Raw genomic sequence first — 14,094 nt, 5'->3', positions numbered from 1 at the left:
AAAGATATTGTGAGCAACCCCGCCAAGTCCATTCGTATCGGCACCATGGTCAGCGCCTCCAACGGCGGCGCCGACAAGCGCATCGGCCAGATCGCCAATTTGGGCTTCGAAAGCTTCGAGCCCTTCTTCTGGCAGACGACGAACCGGCAGGACCTTGCCGAGCTCGGAAAGCGCTGCGTCGACGCCATCGGCGACCGCGACATCACCATCTCGACGCTCGGCATGTTCGGCAATCCGCTTGAAACCACCGAGATCGATCTCGAGACGCTGCAGGGATGGAAAGACTGCATCGACAATGCCCACCATTTCGGGGCGACCTGCGTTGCCGGCTTTACCGGCCGTGTCCGCAACAAGCCGCTGACCGACAGCCTGCCGCGCTACAAGGAAATCTGGAGCGATCTTGCCAAGCGGGCCGCCGACAAGGGCATCAAGATCGCCTTCGAAAACTGCGCCATGGACGGCAACTGGGCGACCGGCGACTGGAACATCGCGCACAATCCCGACGCCTGGGAACTGATCTTCAACGAAACCCCGGACGACCATATCGGCATCGAATGGGAACCCTGCCACCAGATGGTCTACCTGATCGAGCCGCTGCCGCAGATCCGCAAATGGGCCAAGAAGATCTTCCACGTGCATGGCAAGGATGCGACGATCCGCTGGGACGTCATCAAGGAGCATGGCATCTTCGGCAAGGAGAAGTTCGTCTTCATGCGCACGCCGGGCTTTGGCGACAGCAACTGGACGGACATCATTTCCGAACTGCGCCTTGCAGGCTGGTCCGGTTCGATCGATATCGAAGGCTGGCATGACCCGGTCTATCGCGATCAACTCGAAATGACCGGCCAGGTTCACGCGCTCAACCACCTCAAGCATGCCCGGGGCGGCGCTTTCGTCGTCGATCCGGTTTGATCAAGTCGTGGCCGGCGAGGAGGATTCGCCGGCTTCTCAAGGGATAACCACAAAGGAGGAGAACTATGGGTATCCACAAGTTTGCAATGATTGGCGCCTTGGCGCTGGCAGGCGTCTCTCTCTTCGGCCTCTCCGCGAAGGCCGAAGACGTCACGCTGACGCTGTGGTCGCTGGACAAGGACATCCAGCCGGCTCCCAATCTCGTCAAGGAATTCAACGCCCAGAACAACGGCATCAAGATCGAGTATCGCCTCATCCAGTTCGATGACGTCGTCACCGAAGCGATGCGCGCCTATGCCACCGGCCAGGCTCCCGACATCATTGCCGTCGACAATCCGGAACATGCGATGTTTGCCTCGCGTGGCGCCTTCCTCGACATCACCGACATGGTGAAGTCGTCCTCGGTCATCAAGCCGGACAATTATTTTCCGGGTCCGCTGAAGTCCGTCGAATGGGACGGCAAGTATTTTGGCGTTCCGAAGGCAACGAACACGATCGCGCTCTATTACAACAAGGACATGTTCAAGGCGAAGGGCCTCGACCCGAACAAGCCGCCGCAGACCTGGGACGAGCTTGTCGAGGATGCGCGCAAGCTCACCGATCCCGCCAAGAACGTCTATGGTCTCGCCTTCTCCGCCAAGGCGAACGAGGAGGGCACCTTCCAGTTCCTTCCCTGGGCGCAGATGGGCGGCGGCAGCTACGAGAACATCAATGCCGAGGGCGCGGTCAAGGCGCTGGAGACCTGGAAAACGATCATGGACGAGAAGCTCGCCTCTCCTGACACGTTGACGCGCGGCCAGTGGGACTCGACCGGCACCTTCAATTCGGGAAATGCCGCCATGGCGATCTCCGGCCCCTGGGAGCTTGATCGCATGACGAAGGAAGCAAAGTTCGACTGGGGCGTTGCCCTGCTTCCGGTTCCGAAGGAGGGCGCGGAGCGCTCCTCGGCGATGGGCGACTTCAACTGGGCAATCTTTGCCAGCACGAAGCATCCAGCCGAGGCCTTCAAGGCACTCGAGTTCTTCGCCTCCCAGGATGACAAGATGTTCAAGAACTACGGCCAGCTCCCGGCCCGTTCCGACATCACCATCCCCGAGACCGGCGAAAAGCTCAAGGATCACGCGCTGAAGGTCTTCATCGAACAGCTGAAATACGCCAAGCCGCGCGGTCCGCACCCGCAATGGCCGAAGATCTCCAAGGCAATTCAGGACGCCATCCAGGCTGCCCTGACCGGTCAGATGTCGCCGAAGGACGCACTCGACCAGGCCGCCGACAAGATCAAGGCTGTGCTCGGCTAACCCTTTCCGGACAACCGGATGGCCTTCGGGCCATCCCACCATTTCCTCCCGGCAGGGGCTGTCTTAAAGCGAAAGCGCAAGGCAGCCCCGTTCGGAGTATTGGAGGATCGATGAAACGGATTCTTTCAAGCGTCAGGGACGGCCGTGGCTTCGACATCATGCTCGTCGCCTTTCCGCTGGCGTTCCTGTTCCTGATGGCGGGACTGCCACTCATCTACAACGTGGTGATGAGCTTCCAGGAGGTCGACATGTTCAGCCTCGGAACCTTCTCGCGCCCATTCGTCGGCTTCAAGAACTACACGGACCTCTTTGCCCAGCCGGAAACCTGGCCGATCCTCGGCAACACGGTGATATTCGTGGTCGGCTCGATCGCCGGGCAGTTCCTCATCGGCTTTGGCCTTGCCCTGTTCTTCTGGGTCAGGTTCCCCGGCGCCTCCTGGCTCAGAGGCCTGTTTCTTGTCTCCTGGGTCATGCCTGGCCTCGTTGTCGGCGCGATCTGGAACTGGATCCTCTCGGGCGACTTCGGTGTCCTCAACTTCATCCTGAAGGAGAGCGGCATCATCGGCAGCAACATCTTCTGGCGCTCCGATCCGCACTTCTCGCTCTATGCCGTCATCATCGCCAATGTCTGGCTCGGAACTGCCTTCAACATGATCCTGCTGTCGGTCGGCCTTTCGGGTATTCCCGGCGATCTCTACGAGGCAGCCGAGCTCGATGGCGCCAATGCCTGGCAGCGCTTCTGGACGATCACGCTGCCGATGATGCGCTCGACGATCGGCGCCATCATCGCGCTTGGCCTGATCTTCACATTGCAGCAGTTCGACCTCTTTGCCGCGATTACCTCGGGTGGCCCGAACAACTCCTCCAACGTCACGCAGTACTGGGCCTGGGATTTGTCCTTCCGCCAGTATGATTTCGCCAAGGGTGCGACCATTTCCGTCATCATGATTGTCTTCGTCATGTTCGCTTCGGTCGTCTACGTCCGCTCGACACGTCATGAGGTGCGCGGATGAGCGAGACGACACGCAACCGCCTGATGCTCGTGATCGCCATCGTCATGGCCGCGATCTATCTGTTCCCGCTCTACTGGATGTACATCACCGCACTCAAGGGCGGGTCCGAGATGTTCGCCACGCCGCCGAGCTTCTGGCCAGGCGATCCGCAATGGGGCACCTTCGGCTATGTCTGGGAAAGCCGCGGCATGGGCCGCTACCTCTGGAACTCGCTGGTCATCGCCGTCGGCGCTGTCACGCTGATCACCGTGCTCGGCGTCGGCTGCGCCTACGTGCTGGCACGCTACCGCAATGTCTGGGTCGACATCGGGCTCTTCCTGATCCTGATGCTGCAGGTTCTGCCCGCGTCGCTGATGGTAACGCCGATCTTCGTCGGCTTCTCGCAGCTCGGCATGCTGGATTATCCACGCCTTGCCGTTATCATCGCGATTGCCGCAAAGAGCATGCCCTTCTTCGTCGTCCTGGTCAGGGCCACGTTCATGGCCGTGCCGATGGAGCTCGAGGAGGCCGCCCTAGTCGATGGAAACAGCCGCATCGGCGCTTTCTTCAGCATCGTGCTGCCGCTCGCCCGCAATGGCATCCTGGTCAGCGCCATCCTGATCTTCATGCAGGCCTTCGGCGAGTTCGTCTATTCGAAGTCGATGATCCAGGCAGCCGAGCTTCAGCCGGCAAGCGTTGGCCTCAACTCCTTCATGGGACCGAACACCAACGAGTGGAACAACATCATGGCCTACGCCACGATGTATGTGACACCGATCCTCGCCATTTTCGTCCTCTTGCAGCGCCGCATCGTATCCGGCCTAACCTCTGGAGCCCTCAAATGACCAATCAGATCGAGCTCAGCGGCGTCAACAAGCATTATGGCGCATTCCATGCCCTGAAGAACATCAACCTGTCGATTGCCAAGGGCACCTTCGTCGCGCTTGTCGGTCCGTCGGGCTGTGGAAAGTCAACACTTCTGCGGTCTCTCGCAGGACTGGAAAGCATCTCGGAAGGCGAGCTCAAAATCGCCGGCGAACGCATGAACAACGTGCCGCCACGCAAGCGTGACGTCGCCATGGTGTTCCAGTCCTACGCGCTCTACCCGCACATGACCGTGGAAGAGAACCTCACCTACAGCCTGCGCATCCGCGGCGTCGCGAAGGCTGAAGCCAGGAAGGCGGCAGCCGAGGTTGCTGCGACCACCGGCCTGTCGCATCTCCTGAAGCGCTATCCGCGCGAATTGTCAGGCGGCCAGCGCCAGCGTGTCGCGATGAGCCGCGCGATCATCCGCCACCCGAAGGCCTTCCTGTTCGACGAGCCGCTGTCAAACCTCGATGCCGCCCTTCGCGTCCACATGCGCAAGGAAATCCGCGCGCTGCATGACCGGCTGCACGCGACCTCCGTCTACGTGACCCATGACCAGATCGAAGCCATGACCATGGCCGACCACGTCGTCGTGATGCGCGAAGGCGTGATCGAGCAGCAGGGCAAGCCACTCGATCTCTACGACAAGCCCGCCAACAAGTTCGTCGCAGGCTTCATCGGATCGCCCGCCATGAACTTCATTCCGGCCGTGGCCAGCGACGATGGCAACAGCCTGACGATCGATCTCGGCAACGTCAAGCACCGGATCGCGATCGATCACCAGGTGCAGCCTGGGCGCAAGGTCACGGCCGGCATCCGCCCTGAGCATATCGGCGTGACCGCCCCAGGGCAGGGGACCTTTGACGTCCCGGTGGCGGTGGTCGAGTCGACAGGTTCTTCCACCTTTATCACGGCATCGACGACCCCTGAACTGACGATCGTGGAGACGGGACGTGGCACCGCCCGGGCGGGAGAGGCGATCGGCGCGACCGTCGATCCCGCGAACCTGCATCTCTTCGACGAGACGAGCGGGGCACGCCTCTGATTTGTCAAGCGGCCGGACGATGATCCGGCCGCTCATCAATCCTAGCGGCCGCCTTCGATCTTGCGATGCCGTTGGTTCGTGCCGCCGGCTCCGTACGGGTAGTCGGCGACCAGAGGCTGGCTGATTTCGTTCAGCCTTGCCATCTCGCCCTCCGACAGGACGAGCTTTGCCGCGGCAAGGTTGTCCGCGAGCTGTTCGTTTGTTCGCGCTCCCAGAATGACCGAGGTCACCGCGGGTCGCGCAGCCGTCCAGGACAATGCGACCTGCGCCATGCTGACGCCACGGGTCTTTGCAATGTCAGCTACGGTATCGATGATGGCCCAGGTCCGCTCCTGCGCATTCCGCTTCGTGTAGGATTCCATCCCCCTTGCGGGGTTTTCGCCAAGGCGGGTGGCGCCGGTCGGCGTCACGTCGCGGCGATACTTGCCCGTCAGCCAGCCGCCCCCAAGCGGTGACCAGGGCAACAGGCCCATGCCTGCGTCCTGGCAGGCCGCGACGATCTCGAGCTCGATGTCGCGCACCAGCAGATTGTACTGGGGTTGCAGCGTCACCGGCAGGCTGTAGCTGCGCGCCTTGGCAATCTCCGCCGCCTTGGCGATCTGCCAGCCGACATAATTGGAAAATCCGTAATAGCCGATCTTGCCTGCTGAAACGGCATCGTCGAGGAAGCGCAATGTCTCCTCGATCGGCGTCAGCCCATCCCATGCATGCATCTGGTAGAGGTCGATATGCTCAAGGCCAAGGCGCGCGAGCGAGGCATCGAGAGCCTGGTTGAGGTGGCGGCGAGACAGCCCGATGTCATTCGGGCCCGGTCCCATCGGAAACCGACCCTTTGTAGCGATGACAGCCTGCCTGGCTTCCGTCGGTCGCTGCTTCAGCCAGCGGCCGATGATTTCCTCCGACGCGCCGGCGCTGTAGACGTCGGCCGTGTCGACGAAGTTACCGCCCCAGGCGAAGTAATCGTCGAGCAGCCTGTGCGATGCCGCTTCGTCCGCCTCCGCACCGAACGTCATGGTGCCGAGGCAATAGGCGGTCACGACCGCACCGCTGTTGCCAAGCCTGCGATAGTCCATGGAGATCTCCTCTTCTTCAAATGGAACGTTTTGCCTGAGCGGCTGAAATCATCCGTACGACGCCATCGGTTTTGACGTCGGCCTTGCCGGAGAAAGTGTGTCTACGACGTCTCACGTCAACCGAGACGATACAAGCGACAACTTCGTGACATCGAAGGCCGGCCGCAGGTTGCAATGGGAATAGACCGCTCATGAGCAATGATGGGCGGATCTGTCGCGGGCTCATTGATAGGTGTCTGGGAAAAAGGGGACATGTCGCAGCGCTGCCCCGTCCGGTGGCCTCGTGCGTCGACCTCGGACGGGGTGCTGCGATCGTCATGAGCGGTGGGATGATTCGACTAAGCCGGCGTCGCGACACTCGGATCGTCCGCAAGAACGCGCGCCTCGAGGATCGAAACGCCATAGGCTGCCATCAGCCACAGGCACAAGGCGACGCAACGTGGCACGGGTTGCTCGCCGGCGGCCAACCGCCGGCGGGTTTGTTCGTCGACCCCGAGCAGTTCGTGAATGTCGCTTGCCGACAGTCTTGCGACCTCCACGGCCGCTCTAAATTCAGACGGTGTCATGTTACCCCCTGGCGCGATTTTCTCGCGTATAAGTCTCCTCCAATCAGGGGCAAGCCTTTATCGGGCATCCGCTTCCAAGATCGGAGCATTGTTCCAATTCCAAGCGGGCGGCAGCGCCTGGCTCAAGAACATCCGCTCGACCTGACGGCCGAACATCGGGGCTAGAAGCCCATGCTCGGCCGGTGTCGGAAGCCTGTGTTCAGAGCCTCGTGACGATGACCTCCAGATAATCGCTTGGCACGACCACGGTGCCGTCATCGGCGCGATTGAACCGCTCCATGAGCGCCAGCAGGTCGTTGGTCAGCATATCCCGCGCAACCGAATCAAGGGCGGCGAATGTTTTCAGCACGGGACCATAATAGGTCCGGAAGACCTCAAGCCAGTGGTCCGGTGACTTGTAGCGGAACACGAACTGCCGCGGCGTCGCCGCGATAGACGCGACCGCACCCGGGAACAGTTCCTCAAGCCGCGCCCGTGAACCCCAAAGCGCCGGTGAGCGGGAACCTGCCGGAGGCGGCACATGCTTACCGATCGTCTTGAACATCTGCCCGATGAAACCGTCAGGGGTCCAGTTCGCAAGACCGACCGAACCACCGCGCTTGCAGACCCGAAGAAGCTCGGACGCGGCGCGCTCCTGGTCGGGCGTGAACATCACGCCGAAAATCGAAAGCACGTTGTCGAAAGACTGGTCGGCAAACGGCAGATGTTCCGCATCCGCCACCTGGAAGGCGATCGGCAGCCGGTCGGCCTTGGCGCGCTCCTGGCCGCGTTCGAGCAGAGCTGGAACGTAATCGGTCGCGGTGACCTCGCACCAGCGTCGGGCGGCGGCAAGCGCGCCGTTGCCGTTTCCGGCCGCAACATCGAGCACCGTTGCACCCGCGCGCAGATCGAGCGCTTCACAGAGGCTTTCGCCGACGATTTGCAAGGTTGTCCCAACGATTGCGTAGTCGCCCGAAGACCAGGCGCTTTGCTGCCGGGCTTTGAGCGCGCCGAAATCAACGGCTGGCTGAGTATCACGCGCGACGGCCGCAGATGTGGACATTGTTTTCTCCTTCGGTCAGATTGGTCGGCCTCATGGTGCGTCTATAGCAACCGTGGTTGGGCACGTGTCGTGCCGCAGTCTCTGGTTTAGACAGGGATAGTGGGGGTCGGCGTGGCAGCTGGCGTGGGAACGAGCGTGGAATCGGGTGGCGGAGAGGCCAAACAGCACGGGCGCTCGCTTGAGATCCGACTGCTTGGGCCGATGGCAATCCGGCGCGACGGCGTCGACCTGAAACTCCCCGGATCCCGCAAGGTGCGATCGCTTCTTGCCTATCTTGCGCTCTCGCCCCGACCCCGCGGCAGGTCACAGCTTTGCGATCTGCTGTGGGACATTCCTGACGATCCGCGTGGCGAGTTGCGATGGTGCCTGAGCAAGATCCGGTCGCTCATCGGGGAACAACGCGTTATCACCGACGGCGGCGCTGTTGGCCTGGACCTGTCGGACTGCTCTGTCGATGCTATCGAGGTGGAAACGGCCTATCAGCACGGCTTCAAGACGCATTCTGAAGACCAGTTGCGATCCCTGGCGGCGCTGTTTGCCGGCGACTTTCACGATGGGTCGAGCCTCGAACGGAGCCCGGCGTTCGAAACATGGCTGGTGTCGCAGCGCCGTCGACTGCGCGACATTCATGCCGCCCTTCTTGAGCATATGGTGCAGCGTTTGCCGTCGGAGGAGGCCCAGGCCTACCTCGATCGCTGGATCCAGCTTTCGCCCTTCGATATTCGCCCGCACGAACTGCTCTTGATGTCCCTCGCCAGGGCGGGCCGTTTTCGAGAGGGCGAGGAGCATCTTGACGCGACCACGAAACTTTTTCGTGCCGAAGGTATCAACGAGCGACCCCTGCATGACGCCTGGCTGACGGTGAGAACACAGACCGACGACAGCTTCCGGCCGCGACAGGCCAGTGCTAATGCCGTGCCCTCATCGTCTCCCCGCGACACAGAAACCTTGCCCAAAGAGCCGCGGCGGCCGTCGATTGCGATCATGCCGTTCAATGAGATCTCGGCCGTGGCCGCCCCTGGCGGTCCTTGCGATGCTTTGGCATACGACATCATCACCCGGCTTGCGAAGCTTCGCTCCTTTCACGTCATCGCCCAAGGCACGATGTTCGCACTGAGGGAGCGCCACCACACAGTCGGCGAGACGGCGCAGCTGCTGGGCGTCGACTATGTCGTCGACGGATCGTTCCAGCGCATCGCTGACCGTATCATCGTTCGCGTCGAGTTGACCGAAGCAAGGTCGTCTCGCATCGCCTGGACTGATGTCTTCGAGCGCCGGGTTGCCGATACCTTCCTCCTCCTTGACGAAATCGGCAGCAGAATCGTCGTCTCGATCGAGCGCGAAGTCGAGGCGATCGAGAGCAATCGTGCCCTCCTGAAGGCGCCGAACTCTCTTGATGCGTGGGAGGCTCACCACCTGGGGCTCTGGCACATGTATCGCTTCACCAAAAGCGACAACGAGCAAGCGCAGCTTTTTTTCGAAAGAGCAATAGGACTGGACCCGACATTTGCCCGCGCCCATGCCGGGCTGTCCTTTACCCATTTCCAGAGTGCCTTTCAGCATTGGGCAGATCGCGACGCCGAGGCCGAGCTTGCCTATCGGGCGGCGAGCCAGAGCATGATGGCAGACGAGCGGGACCCGACGGCCCACCTTGCCATGGGTCGAGCGCTGTGGTTACGGGCGCTGCACGATCAGTCGGTCGGTGAGCTGCAACAGGCAGTCGAACTGAGCCCAAGCTTCGCCATCGCCCACTACTCTCTCGCCTTCGTTCAATCCCAGTCCGGTGATCCGCGTGCAGCGGTTGTTGCAGCCGATCACTCCCGCGCGCTCAGTCCTTTCGACCCGCTGCTTTTCGGAATGCTCGCGAGCCGAGCCCTGGCCCTCGTGCGTCTCGGCAACATCGAGGACGCCGCAGATTGGGGTGTCAAGGCCGCAGCCCGTCCGAACGCCCATGCCCATATTCTGGCGATCGCGACGCTTTGCCTTTCCATTGCCGGACGCCTGGTTGAAGCAAAAGCGTATCTGGCAATGCTTCACGATCGATATCCGGCCTACCGCCTTGGTGACTTCATGTCGGCCTTCCATTTTCCTCGCGACGACCAGGTCTTGTTTCGGCAGGGTGCAAAGCGGGTCGGCCTGGATTGAAAGGCCGGGGCGCGCGAATGCATCGACCGCCTGGGCGATCCCCTGTGGGGCCAAAGGCGCCGGGACCGTAGCGAAGCGCCCTGTTCAGCACTCAAGAAAGGGTGAAGCTGCGGTTGGCGAGCGCGCCGCGTCAGAGGCTTGCGATCTTTCGCAGTTCCTCGGCTGTCGTTGTCGGGAAGCCGAAGAATTCGAGATACGCCGGGATCTGTTCGAAGAGCATATCGGTGCCGACCTGAAAGGCGCATCCCCTGGCGCGAGCTGCGGCGAGAAACGGGGTGATCTCCGTTTTCATGACAACTTCGCCGACGAAGGTGTCAGGGGAGAGACGTGATACGTCGACGGGCAGCGGATCATCCTGGCGCATGCCGAGCGGCGTTGCGTTGACGACGATGTCAAAACCGCTTGGGTCCGCAGAGCCGGCCGTGACCTGGGTGTCCGGATAATAGGTGTTCAGTCGTTCATGCAGCCCGCTCAGAGCGATCATGTTACCGTCATGAAGAGCGATGCGTCGAACACCCGCCGCAGCCAGCGAAGCGGCGATCGCAGAACCAACGCCGCCAGCCCCGGCGATCAGCACATCGGTTCCTGCTACTTTTCGCCCCTTGCGCAGCAGCCCCCGGACAAAGCCGTCGCCGTCAAACATGTCGCCGATCAGTTCGCCACTAGAGCCGAGGCGGATCGCATTGCATGAGCCCGCTACCTTGGCGTTCGTGGATATTGTGTCGAGGAGGCTCATCGTCGTGACCTTGTGCGGCATGGTCACGAGCGCCCCGTGGATGTTGGAGAGCCGGAACAGGACCTTGAGGAAGGACGGGTAGTCCTCGGGTTTGCAGCCCATTGGGACAACGATGGCATCGATCCCACTGGTTTCAAAGTAGGGATTGTAGATCAGCGGCGCCTTAAAGGACTCCGTCGGGTAGCCGAGATGTGCGATGAGCCGTGTGGTGCCGCTGATCATGATAGCGTCCCCTTGGTCACGGCGTTGTTGAGCAGGACAGTCTGACCCGAACGCGCAGACGATTTGATAGCCTCAATTACCCGAAGGGTCGCAAGCCCCTCCCGCGCACTGACAAGCGGGCTTTGCTTGCCTGATATGACATCGCAGAAATGGTTGAGCTGGACGGCGAGCGGATCGGCGGCATCAAATGCGACGTGCTCCTGGACCAGCTGTTCCAGCCAGTTCGGCGCTCCGACACTCGTCCAAAGCGTGAGCTGGGGGATGGAAAGCGACCCGGTGGTGCCACCAATCTGGTAGCAGGACTGATCCTGCCGGGGATAGGCGGGGTTTTCGCCGGCTGTCAGTTCCCAACTCCATGGCGAGGCGATGGCATCGGACGCATTAAACGTCGCAAGAACACCGCTCTCGAACCGGACCAGGATGACAGCGGTATCCTCGACAGCCAGTTGTCTCGTGGAATTCGACTGCATCGCATGGACGCTGTCGACCCCCCCAAAGAAGTAACGGAAGAGGTCAACATCGTGGACCAGGTTGATGAGGATTGGACCGCCGCCCGCCTCGCGCCGCCAATCTACATCAAAATAGTCGTCCGGCTTGGCAACCCAGAAGCTCCCGTGTGCCGTCAGGACCGTCCCCAACCGGCCGCTGTCAAGGATCTGTTTGACCGCCTTGATCATCGGATTGTGCCGACGGTGATGACCGATCAGGATTGGTACACCTGCAGCTTCGGCCGCTGCCGCGATGGTCTCCGCCGCAGCGGCATCGTGCGCGATCGGCTTTTCGACGAGCGTCGGCAGCCCCGCGTGAATGGCTTCAAGCGCATTCTCTGTATGGAGCTCGTTGGGCGTTGCAATGATGATGCCGTCAAGTGGCACATTCGCTTTGGCTTCCGCGAGGGTCGAAAACCAGGTAGCGCCCTTGCGAGAAGCGAAATCTCTTGCCGAGGTGGACGGATCAATGATCGCGCCAAGCATCGCCCGCGGCTCAGCCGATATCCTTTCGATATGGCGCTTGCCTATCAGGCCCGCGCCCATGACCGCGATCTTCAACGGGGTAGTTTGGCTAGTCATTCAACGTCCCCAGATTCAGTTTCGAAGGATTTCGCCGAGGAACTTGCGCGTGCGGTCGTGGCGCGGATTGGTGAAGAAGTCCGCGGGTTGGGCTTCCTCAACGATCGCGCCGCTCGCCATGAAGATCACCCGGTCGGCGACTTGGCGGGCAAAGCCCATCTCGTGCGTCACGCAGATCATCGTCATGCCTTCGTCGGCGAGGCTGATCATGGTGTCGAGGACCTCCTTGACCATCTCGGGATCGAGAGCCGACGTCGGCTCGTCGAAGAGCATCACCTTCGGTCGCATGCATAGCGCTCGAGCGATGGCCACGCGCTGCTGCTGGCCACCGGAAAGCTGGATGGGGTATTTGCTGGCCTGTTCCAGAATCTTGACCCTGTTCAGAAGTGCGCGGGCACGCTCTTCGGCCTCCGGCTTTCGCAGCCCGAGTGACCGCATCGGCGCCAGCATGCAGTTCTCGAGGACCGTCAGGTGCGGAAAGAGATTGAACTGCTGGAAAACCATGCCGACTTCACGGCGGATGGCGTCGATCGCCTTGGCCTGGTTTCCCATCAGGATGCCGCCGACGCGGATCTCGCCCTTCTCGTAGCTCTCCAGGTGATTGATGCAGCGGATGAGCGTCGACTTACCGCTGCCGGAAGGTCCGCAGAGAACGATCTTCTCGCCTTTTTGCACGGACATGTTGATGTCGTGCAGCGCTTGAAACGCGCCATACCATTTCTCCACGTGGGTCATGGTGATCATGGTCTCGGCGGCAGATGTCGACATGTTGCTCATGGTCTCGTTCTCATCAACGGCGTTCAGCGGGCACCAGAGGCGGCGAAGCGGCGTTCGAGCCGTGCGCCGAGGATCGTCAGCGGGCAGCACATCAGGAAGTAGAGCGCACCAACGATCCCAAAGACCGTCAGCGGCTGGAAGATCTGGTTGGAGATGATGTTGCCGGCCCGGGTCAGTTCGGTGAAGCCGACAATGGAAGCCAATGACGTTCCCTTGATCAACTGCACGAGGAAGCCAACCGTCGCGGGCAGGGAGATGCGGATTGCCTGCGGCAGGATCACATCCTTCATGCGCGAGATGTATTTGAGGCTGAGCGCTTTTGCCGCCTCCGTCTGGCCGCGAGGCACGGCATCGATCGAGCCACGCCAGATCTCGCCAAGATAGGCGCTGGCATGCAGCGTCAAACCGATCGCGACCGCGAGCCAGGCGTCGAGCTTCAGGCCGATCAGGGCAAGCCCGTAATAGACGACGAAGAGCTGCATGAGCAGCGGCGTGCCCTGAAAAATGCCAATATAGCCCGCCGTCACGCGCTCCAACAGCGGCCATTGCGAGGTGCGCGCCAATGCTACGCCAAGCCCTGCAATGCCGCCGCACACGAAGCCCACTGCTGACAGAAGAACGGTCCACTTGAGGCCGATCAGGAGAAAGACGAATTCGTCCGTGCCCATCGTTCGTCTCCTATTTGACCGGATAGCTGAAGTAGCGGGCCGACAGGAGCGAGAACAAACGCATCATCAGCCAGGAAATGACGAGGTAGAAGATCGTCACGGTGAAATAGACTTCGAAGCTCCGGAAACTTTCGGATTCGATGCGCTGGGACACCGAGGTCAACTCGTAAGCAGAAATTGCCGAAGCAATGCTGGTAGACAGCGTCAGCAGCACAAACTGGCTGGTCAACGACGGGTAGATCGCCCGCAACGCAGGCTTCAGGATGACCAGCCGAAACACCTGCAGCTTATGCAGGCCAAGCGCCAACCCGGCTTCCATCTGGCCCTTGGGGATGGATTGGACGCCGCCACGGATGATTTCGATCGCATAAGCGCCCCCGTTGATGCCGAGGGCGATGATCGCCGTCGGCGTCGGGTCGAGCCGGATGCCGGCAAGCGGCAGGGCGAAATAGAGAAAGAAAATCTGCACCAGGAACGGCGTATTGCGGATCAGTTCGACGAAACCGATCACCACCCAGCGGACGGGCTTCAGAGGCGAGTCGCGCAGGGCTACGCCGCCAACGCCGATGATGATCGCAAGCAGCATGCCGCAGATCGCCAGCAGGAAGGTGCCGAGACAGCCAAGTAGCAGGCTCGCAAGCCCATCGATGACTGGCGTGAAATCAAGTTGGTAGTTCATGC

At 61.2% G+C, this 14,094-nt stretch carries 14 protein-coding genes; 6 read left to right on the top strand and 8 right to left on the bottom strand.

Annotated features, from left to right (window positions below; translation table 11 throughout):
* The first annotated feature begins 9 nt into the window (after positions 1–9).
* The 5 genes from FHT77_RS24220 to FHT77_RS24200 all read left to right on the top strand — a co-directional run bounded on the left by FHT77_RS24220 (position 10) and on the right by FHT77_RS24200 (position 5,114).
* Positions 10–912, top strand: coding sequence for a sugar phosphate isomerase/epimerase (locus FHT77_RS24220; protein ID WP_183757374.1), 903 nt, complete (start codon positions 10–12; stop codon positions 910–912).
* Between the two features lie 65 nt (positions 913–977).
* On the top strand, positions 978–2,210 hold the full coding sequence (locus tag FHT77_RS24215; protein ID WP_183757373.1) for a sugar ABC transporter substrate-binding protein: 1,233 nt from the start codon (positions 978–980) through the stop codon (positions 2,208–2,210).
* A gap of 110 nt (positions 2,211–2,320) precedes the next feature.
* Positions 2,321–3,223: a carbohydrate ABC transporter permease gene (locus FHT77_RS24210; RefSeq protein ID WP_183757372.1), complete on the top strand. Its 903-nt coding sequence runs from the start codon at positions 2,321–2,323 to the stop codon at positions 3,221–3,223.
* Entirely contained in the window at positions 3,220–4,047 is an 828-nt protein-coding gene (locus FHT77_RS24205) for a carbohydrate ABC transporter permease (protein WP_183757371.1), read from the top strand. Before FHT77_RS24210 ends, FHT77_RS24205 begins: the two co-directional genes overlap by 4 nt.
* Entirely contained in the window at positions 4,044–5,114 is a 1,071-nt protein-coding gene (locus tag FHT77_RS24200) for an ABC transporter ATP-binding protein (RefSeq protein ID WP_183757370.1), read from the top strand. Before FHT77_RS24205 ends, FHT77_RS24200 begins: the two co-directional genes overlap by 4 nt.
* A 41-nt stretch (positions 5,115–5,155) precedes the next feature.
* Here the strand turns inward: FHT77_RS24200 and FHT77_RS24195 are convergent, their stop codons facing one another.
* The 3 genes from FHT77_RS24195 to FHT77_RS24185 form a co-directional block, all read right to left on the bottom strand.
* The gene (locus FHT77_RS24195; protein ID WP_183757369.1) at positions 5,156–6,187 is read right to left on the bottom strand and encodes an aldo/keto reductase; all 1,032 of its coding nucleotides are present in this window, start codon (positions 6,185–6,187) and stop codon (positions 5,156–5,158) included.
* 338 nt (positions 6,188–6,525) lie between these two features.
* Positions 6,526–6,753 carry a hypothetical protein gene (locus FHT77_RS24190; protein ID WP_183757368.1) on the bottom strand — a complete coding sequence of 76 codons (228 nt, stop codon included), beginning with the start codon at positions 6,751–6,753 and terminating at the stop codon, positions 6,526–6,528.
* A 199-nt stretch (positions 6,754–6,952) separates the two neighbouring features.
* Positions 6,953–7,795 (bottom strand): class I SAM-dependent methyltransferase, encoded by an 843-nt coding sequence (locus FHT77_RS24185; RefSeq protein ID WP_183757367.1) that lies wholly within the window; start codon positions 7,793–7,795, stop codon positions 6,953–6,955.
* 111 nt (positions 7,796–7,906) lie between these two features.
* Between FHT77_RS24185 and FHT77_RS24180 the strand changes: the two genes are divergently transcribed.
* Positions 7,907–9,940, top strand: coding sequence for a BTAD domain-containing putative transcriptional regulator (locus tag FHT77_RS24180; protein ID WP_183757366.1), 2,034 nt, complete (start codon positions 7,907–7,909; stop codon positions 9,938–9,940).
* Positions 9,941–10,070: 130 nt separating this feature from the next.
* On the opposite strand, the gene FHT77_RS24175 is transcribed toward FHT77_RS24180, so the two are convergent.
* The 5 genes from FHT77_RS24175 to FHT77_RS24155 are packed head-to-tail and all read right to left on the bottom strand — an operon-like array spanning position 10,071 to position 14,092.
* The gene (locus FHT77_RS24175; protein ID WP_183757365.1) at positions 10,071–10,898 is read right to left on the bottom strand and encodes a shikimate dehydrogenase; all 828 of its coding nucleotides are present in this window, start codon (positions 10,896–10,898) and stop codon (positions 10,071–10,073) included.
* Positions 10,895–11,968, bottom strand: coding sequence for a Gfo/Idh/MocA family protein (locus FHT77_RS24170; RefSeq protein ID WP_183757364.1), 1,074 nt, complete (start codon positions 11,966–11,968; stop codon positions 10,895–10,897). The genes FHT77_RS24175 and FHT77_RS24170 overlap by 4 nt, the downstream gene beginning before the upstream one ends.
* Before the next feature lie 15 nt (positions 11,969–11,983).
* Complete coding sequence (locus tag FHT77_RS24165) at positions 11,984–12,712, bottom strand: amino acid ABC transporter ATP-binding protein (RefSeq protein WP_183757404.1); 729 nt, start codon at positions 12,710–12,712, stop codon at positions 11,984–11,986.
* A gap of 56 nt (positions 12,713–12,768) precedes the next feature.
* A complete protein-coding gene (locus tag FHT77_RS24160; RefSeq protein ID WP_183757363.1) occupies positions 12,769–13,413 on the bottom strand; it encodes an amino acid ABC transporter permease in 645 nt (214 codons plus the stop codon).
* A 10-nt stretch (positions 13,414–13,423) separates the two neighbouring features.
* Positions 13,424–14,092: an amino acid ABC transporter permease gene (locus FHT77_RS24155; protein ID WP_183757362.1), complete on the bottom strand. Its 669-nt coding sequence runs from the start codon at positions 14,090–14,092 to the stop codon at positions 13,424–13,426.
* Positions 14,093–14,094 lie beyond the last annotated feature (2 nt).

The sequence above is a fragment of the Rhizobium sp. BK181 genome, assembly GCF_014193305.1.
GTDB lineage: Bacteria > Pseudomonadota > Alphaproteobacteria > Rhizobiales > Rhizobiaceae > Rhizobium.
Note: the sequence above shows the minus strand (reverse complement) of the source record. Positions and strands in the feature narration are given on the sequence as shown.

Bases quoted from the DNA above. Each gene is read 5' to 3' on its own strand.
- FHT77_RS24195 (WP_183757369.1), bottom strand. From the start codon at position 6,187: ATGGACTATCGCAGGCTTGGCAACAGCGGTGCGGTCGTGACCGCCTAT.
- FHT77_RS24200 (WP_183757370.1), top strand. From the start codon at position 4,044: ATGACCAATCAGATCGAGCTCAGCGGCGTCAACAAGCATTATGGCGCA.
- FHT77_RS24190 (WP_183757368.1), bottom strand. From the start codon at position 6,753: ATGACACCGTCTGAATTTAGAGCGGCCGTGGAGGTCGCAAGACTGTCG.
- FHT77_RS24160 (WP_183757363.1), bottom strand. From the start codon at position 13,413: ATGGGCACGGACGAATTCGTCTTTCTCCTGATCGGCCTCAAGTGGACC.
- FHT77_RS24210 (WP_183757372.1), top strand. From the start codon at position 2,321: ATGAAACGGATTCTTTCAAGCGTCAGGGACGGCCGTGGCTTCGACATC.
- FHT77_RS24215 (WP_183757373.1), top strand. From the start codon at position 978: ATGGGTATCCACAAGTTTGCAATGATTGGCGCCTTGGCGCTGGCAGGC.
- FHT77_RS24165 (WP_183757404.1), bottom strand. From the start codon at position 12,712: ATGATCACCATGACCCACGTGGAGAAATGGTATGGCGCGTTTCAAGCG.
- FHT77_RS24170 (WP_183757364.1), bottom strand. From the start codon at position 11,968: ATGACTAGCCAAACTACCCCGTTGAAGATCGCGGTCATGGGCGCGGGC.
- FHT77_RS24205 (WP_183757371.1), top strand. From the start codon at position 3,220: ATGAGCGAGACGACACGCAACCGCCTGATGCTCGTGATCGCCATCGTC.
- FHT77_RS24185 (WP_183757367.1), bottom strand. From the start codon at position 7,795: ATGTCCACATCTGCGGCCGTCGCGCGTGATACTCAGCCAGCCGTTGAT.
- FHT77_RS24175 (WP_183757365.1), bottom strand. From the start codon at position 10,898: ATGATCAGCGGCACCACACGGCTCATCGCACATCTCGGCTACCCGACG.
- FHT77_RS24155 (WP_183757362.1), bottom strand. From the start codon at position 14,092: ATGAACTACCAACTTGATTTCACGCCAGTCATCGATGGGCTTGCGAGC.